Here is a 5,320-nt window from a genome sequence, read left to right on the forward strand (position 1 = left end):
GGCCGGCCGGACGCGGCGGCGGACCGCGGCGACGGCGGGGTGACGGCCGGCGCCCGGGCCCTCGCGGCCGAGGAATGCACCGACCCGGAGAAACAGACCCTGGCCCCCTCCGGCGCCGACGGCCCCACCATCGAGGAGATCAAGAACCGGCCGGGCGAGAAGCGCAAACTGATCGTCGGCGTCGACCAGAACAGCTACCGCTGGGGCTACCGCGACCCCAACAGCCCGGACAGCGCCCGGCTGGAGGGCTTCGACATCGACCTGGTGCACCGCATAGCCGAGGACATCCTCGGCGACCCGGACGCCGTGCAGTTCAAGGCGATCCCCACCGACCAGCGGATCCCGGCGATCAAGGGCGGCCGGGTCGACATGGTCGTGCGGACGATGACGATCAACTGCGAGCGCCTGCGGGACGTGGCGTTCTCCGCCCCGTACTTCCGGACCGGACAGCAGGTCCTCGCGCCCAAGTCCTCGCCCGTGCGGGGCTACACGACGCTCGCGGGCCGCAAGGTCTGCACGGCGGCGGGCTCGACGGCGTACACGAAGCTGGCGGAGGACAGGAAGGCCGGCCGGCTCCCGGCGTCCGTGGACATCGGCACCACGGTCCCCAACCAGCTCGACTGCCTGGTGCGGTTGCAGCTCGGCGAGGTCGAGGCGGTGGTCACCGACGCGGCGCTCGCGGCGAGTCAGGCCGCCCAGGACCCGACGGTCGAGCTCAAGGGCGACGCCTTCACGACCGAGTACTACGGCGTGGCGATGAAGCAGGAGGCGGACGACCTGGTGCGCCGGGTCAACAAGATCCTGGTGGACTTCCGCAAGGACACCGCCGAGGGCTGGCAGTACTCGTACGACAGATGGTTGTCGGCGACACTGGGCGGGGATTCATCGAAGTCGGAGCCACCGGCACCGGCGTACCTGCGCACGGGCTGAGGCCCCCGGACCGGCAGCGGTCCGCGACCCGGCCGCGGCCCGGACCGCCCCGGCCGGCCGCACCACGAGAACCGACCGCACGACCGGAGGACGACCCGCCGCAGGACGAGACCGAACGACCGGAGGACCGGCCCGGCCGCGGGACCGGACCGGCAGCACCGCAACCGACCGACCGGCCCCCGAGGCCACGACCGACCCGCAGCGAAAGGTGATCGATGGGCGACCCGGAGTCCGCCGGACCGGTGCTGGACCGGGACGAGGTGGACCGTGCGCTGGCCCGGCTCGGCGCGGAGCACGAAGCCGTCGAGACCTCGCTCCTGGCCCTGCAGGACCACGCGGGCCGGCGGCTCCTGGAGGGTGCCCGGCTGACCGGTGTGACCGCGGAGCGCTGGGCGGCCACCGAGGCGGCGATCACGCTGCTGTGGACGTACTTCGACGCGTACACCGACACCCTGCGCACCGCCCGCGACATCCGGGCCCGCCGCCGCTGGTCCAGCCGCGAGGACCTGGTGGAGCTGACCGGGCTGCTGCGCGGCGAGTGCGTGACGCTCGCCGGGCCGGCGGCGGCCACCGCGGGCGCCCCCGCCCCGCACGGCGCGGCGGGCGTGCTCAGCGAGCGCTATTCGCTGGCGACGCTGGTCGACCGGATGAACGAGCTGTACGCGTCCTCGCTGGACACCGTCGTCTCCGCGGACGCGGTCTGGTCGGCGCTGCCCGCCCGGATCGACCTGCTGGCCGCCGAACTCGGCCGCACCCGCAAGCTGGCGCACTCGGTCGGCGTGCGCCCCGGGGAGCACCCGGCGGGCGACGACCTGGAGCGGATCACCCGCACCCTGACCCGGCTGCGCGAGCAGGTGGTGTCCGACCCGCTGGCGTTCTGGAAGCCCGCGGAGGGCAGTTCGGCCCCGGGCGGCGGCCGTCCGGACACCACCGTGTACGACCGGGAGGCGCGGGCCCTGGAGGACGTGCGCCGGGAGATCGACGCGGTGCTGACGGTCCGCCAGGACGCCGAGAAGCGCATCGTGCGGCTGCGGGACCTGCTGTCCCGGGCCGACCGCACCCTGGCCGAGGCGCGCACCGCGCGCGGCGAGGTGCTGGCGAAGATCGCGGCGACGGAGGTGCCGGTGGTCAGCGGCCCGCCGACGGTGCTCCAGGAGCAGCTGGCGGCGGCCGCCGAGTACCGCCGGCACGCGCAGTGGCACCGCCTGTCGCCGCTGCTGGAGTCGCTGGAGCAGAAGGCGGAGGACGAACTGCTGCGGGCCCGCGAGTCGTTGACGGCGGTCACCGCGCCGCTCGCGGTGCGGGCGGAGCTGCGCGGGCGGCTGGACGCGTACCGGGCGAAGGTGGCCCGGCACGGTCTCGCCGAGGACCCGCTGCTGGTCGAACGGTACGAGAAGGCACGCCGGATGCTGTGGAGCGCGCCGTGCGATCTGCGCGCCGCCGACCAGGCGGTGCTGCGCTACCAGCAGGCGGCGGCCGAACTGTTCGCCGCGGCGCCCCGGATCCCGGACCAGGCCGGTCCCGGGCGCGGGGTGTCCGACGGCCGGACGGGGCCGGGCACGTGAACGGCGAGGGGGAGGCGTGGTGAGCGAGGCGCGGAGCGAGGGGCGGGGCGAGGGGCGGGGCACCTGCCAGCGCCCCGACTGCGTCGGCACGTACGAGGACGTGGGCGGCGGCGAACTGTACTGCGACACCTGCGGGTTGGCGCCGGTGGTGTCGCCGACCGGGTCTGTGGCCTCGCCGCCGACCGGTGTCACCGTCGGCGGCCGGGACTCGCGGGGTTCGTCGGGCAGCGGCAGGAGCGCGCGGACGTCGTCGCAGTCGTCGCGGTCCCGGCGTTCGGTGTCGGGCCGGCTGTCCAGGTCGCTGTCGGGGGCGTCCTCGGGCCGCTCGGTGTCGGTGCGCAGCTCCGGTTCCGGCGCGGGGTCGACGGGCCGGGGGCGGCTGGGCGCGGGGCTGGTGGAGGTGCCGCCGATCCCGCGTCCCGATCCCCGCGCCATGGTGCTGGACCGTGCCCAGGTGCCGGAGCGCAAGCGGTTCTGCTCGCGCTCGGACTGCGGTGCCCCGGTCGGGCGGGCCCGGGGTGAACGGCCCGGACGCACCGAGGGGTTCTGCACCAAGTGCGGCCACCCGTACTCGTTCGTGCCGAAGCTGTCGGCCGGGGACGTGGTGCACGGCCAGTACGAGGTGGTGGGCTGCCTGGCGCACGGCGGTCTGGGCTGGATCTACCTCGCCGTGGACCGGGCGGTCTCCGACCGCTGGGTGGTCCTCAAGGGCCTGCTGGACACCGGCGACCAGGACGCGATGGCGGCGGCGATCTCCGAGCGGCGCTTCCTCGCCGAGATCGAGCACGCCAACATCGTGCGGATCTACAACTTCGTGGAGCACCTGGACCCGCGCACCGGCTCCCTCGACGGCTACATCGTCATGGAGTACGTGGGCGGCAAGTCACTCAAGGAGATCGCCAACGCCCGCCGCACCCCGCAGGGCAGGCGCGACCCGCTGCCGGTGGAACAGGCGTGCGCGTACGGCATCGAGGCGCTGGAGGCGCTCGGCCATCTGCACGGCCGCAACCTGCTCTACTGCGACTTCAAGGTCGACAACGCCATCCAGACCGAGGACGAGCTGAAGCTGATCGACATGGGCGCGGTGCGCCGCATGGACGACGACGAGTCGGCCATCTACGGCACGGTCGGCTACCAGGCCCCCGAAGTGGCCGAGGTGGGCCCGTCCGTGGCGTCCGACCTGTACACGGTCGCGCGGACGCTGGCCGTGCTCACCTTCGACTTCCAGGGCTACACCACCGTCTTCGCCGACTCCCTGCCCGATCCGGACACCATCGACGTCTTCCGGCAGTACGAGTCGTTCTACCGCTTCCTGGTGCGCGCCACCGACCCCGACCCGGATCGCAGGTTCGCCTCCGCGCAGGAGATGGGCGAGCAGCTGACGGGCGTCCTGCGCGAGGTGGTGTCGCTCCAGACGGGCCGGGCCCGTCCGGCGCTGTCCACCCAGTTCGGCCCCGAACTGCGGGTCACCGACACCGAGTTGTTCCCCGCGCTCGACGGGGACGTGTCCCGCCTGGGCGGCCGCGCACCCGGCCGGGGCAGACGTCCGGGCGGGCAGCCCCCCGCCCCGCCCGCCCCCGAGCTGCCCGCCGCCGCGCCCGCTCTCGTCCGGCCCGTCGACACCGCCGCCGCCGGACTGGCCCTGCCGGTCCCGCTGGTCGACTCCGGCGACCCCAACGCCGGGTTCCTCGCCGGGCTGCAGACCTCCGCGCCCGGTGACCTGCTGCACGCGCTGGCCGCCGCGCCCGCGCCGTCCACCGAGACCCGACTGCGCGAGATCCGGGCCCGGCTGGAGACCGGCGAGGCCGAGGCCGCGCTCCGGGCCCTGCGGGCGCTGGAGGAACGGCACCCGGACGACTGGCGGGTGGTCTGGTACCGCGGGGTGGCGGCGCTGGCGACCGGCGACCACGAGGGCGCGGCCCTCGCGTTCGACGCGATCTACGACGCCTTTCCGGGTGAAATCGCGCCCAAGCTGGCGCTCGGGCTGTGCGCCGAGGTGCTGGGGCAGCTCGACAACGCCGCCGAGTACTACCGCCTGGTGTGGTCGACCGATCCGAGCCATGTCAGCGCCGCGTTCGGCCTGGCCCGGGTCCGGTTCGCCGCCGGTGACCGGCGCGGCGCGGTCGGCACGCTGGAGTCGGTCCCGGAGTCCTCGATCCACTACACCGCCGCCCGGGTGGCGGCCGTACGCGCCCGGCTGCGGGGGCGGACGGCGACCGCCGGTGACGTGCCGTTCCTCGACGACCTGTCGGCCGCGGCCGGGCAGGTCGAGGCCCTGGAGGCGTACGGTCTGGACCCGGCGCGGCGCGAACAGTTGTCGGCCGAGGTCCTCGGATGTGCCCTGGACTGGGTACTCTCCGGGGGCCGGGGTTCCGCTCCGGCCCCGCTCCCGGCTCCGGCCGGGCCCGGGGACTCCGGTGCGGCCGGGGGACGGACGCTGCTCGGCAGCGGGCTGGACGAGCGGGGCCTGCGTTTCGGTCTGGAGCGTGCCTACCGCACGCTGGCCCGGCTGGCGCGCAGCGGTGAGGAGAGGATCGACCTGGTGGAACGTGCCAACCGTTACCGCCCCCGGACGTGGGTGTAGTTCATGTCGCAGATGCCCCAGCAGGCCGCTTCGCCGACGTGCCCGAGCTGCGAGGAGCCCCTCGAGCCGGGTGATCGTTTCTGCGGTGCGTGCGGACATGACCTGTCCGCGGTGCCCGCCCGCCCGGCCGACCATCCGACGATCGCCATGAACGGGGCTGCCGCCGCCGGGCGCGCGGCGGAGCACGGCTACCCCCCACCCCCGTCGGCACCGCCCGCCGCACCGGCCCGCCCGGCGGCCG

At 74.9% G+C, this 5,320-nt stretch carries 4 protein-coding genes; all 4 read left to right on the plus strand.

Translation table 11 applies throughout. The features are described from left to right. The coding region (locus tag G3I53_RS29075) for a glutamate ABC transporter substrate-binding protein (protein WP_164438939.1) at positions 1–930 on the plus strand (930 nt) is incomplete at its 5' end. A gap of 215 nt (positions 931–1,145) precedes the next feature. Further along, a complete protein-coding gene (locus G3I53_RS29080) occupies positions 1,146–2,495 on the plus strand; it encodes a hypothetical protein (protein ID WP_164332544.1) in 1,350 nt (449 codons plus the stop codon). A gap of 19 nt (positions 2,496–2,514) precedes the next feature. Beyond that, positions 2,515–5,079: a tetratricopeptide repeat protein gene (locus tag G3I53_RS29085; RefSeq protein WP_343240706.1), complete on the plus strand. Its 2,565-nt coding sequence runs from the start codon at positions 2,515–2,517 to the stop codon at positions 5,077–5,079. A gap of 3 nt (positions 5,080–5,082) precedes the next feature. Then, the coding region (locus G3I53_RS29090; RefSeq protein ID WP_164438941.1) for a zinc-ribbon domain-containing protein at positions 5,083–5,320 on the plus strand (238 nt) is incomplete at its 3' end.

Source organism: Streptomyces sp. SID14436 (assembly GCF_010548465.1).
In the GTDB taxonomy this organism is placed as follows: Bacteria; Actinomycetota; Actinomycetes; order Streptomycetales; family Streptomycetaceae; genus Streptomyces.

Excerpts from the sequence above, each read along its gene's own strand:
- G3I53_RS29080 (WP_164332544.1), top strand. The coding sequence starts at position 1,146 with ATGGGCGACCCGGAGTCCGCCGGACCGGTGCTGGACCGGGACGAGGTG.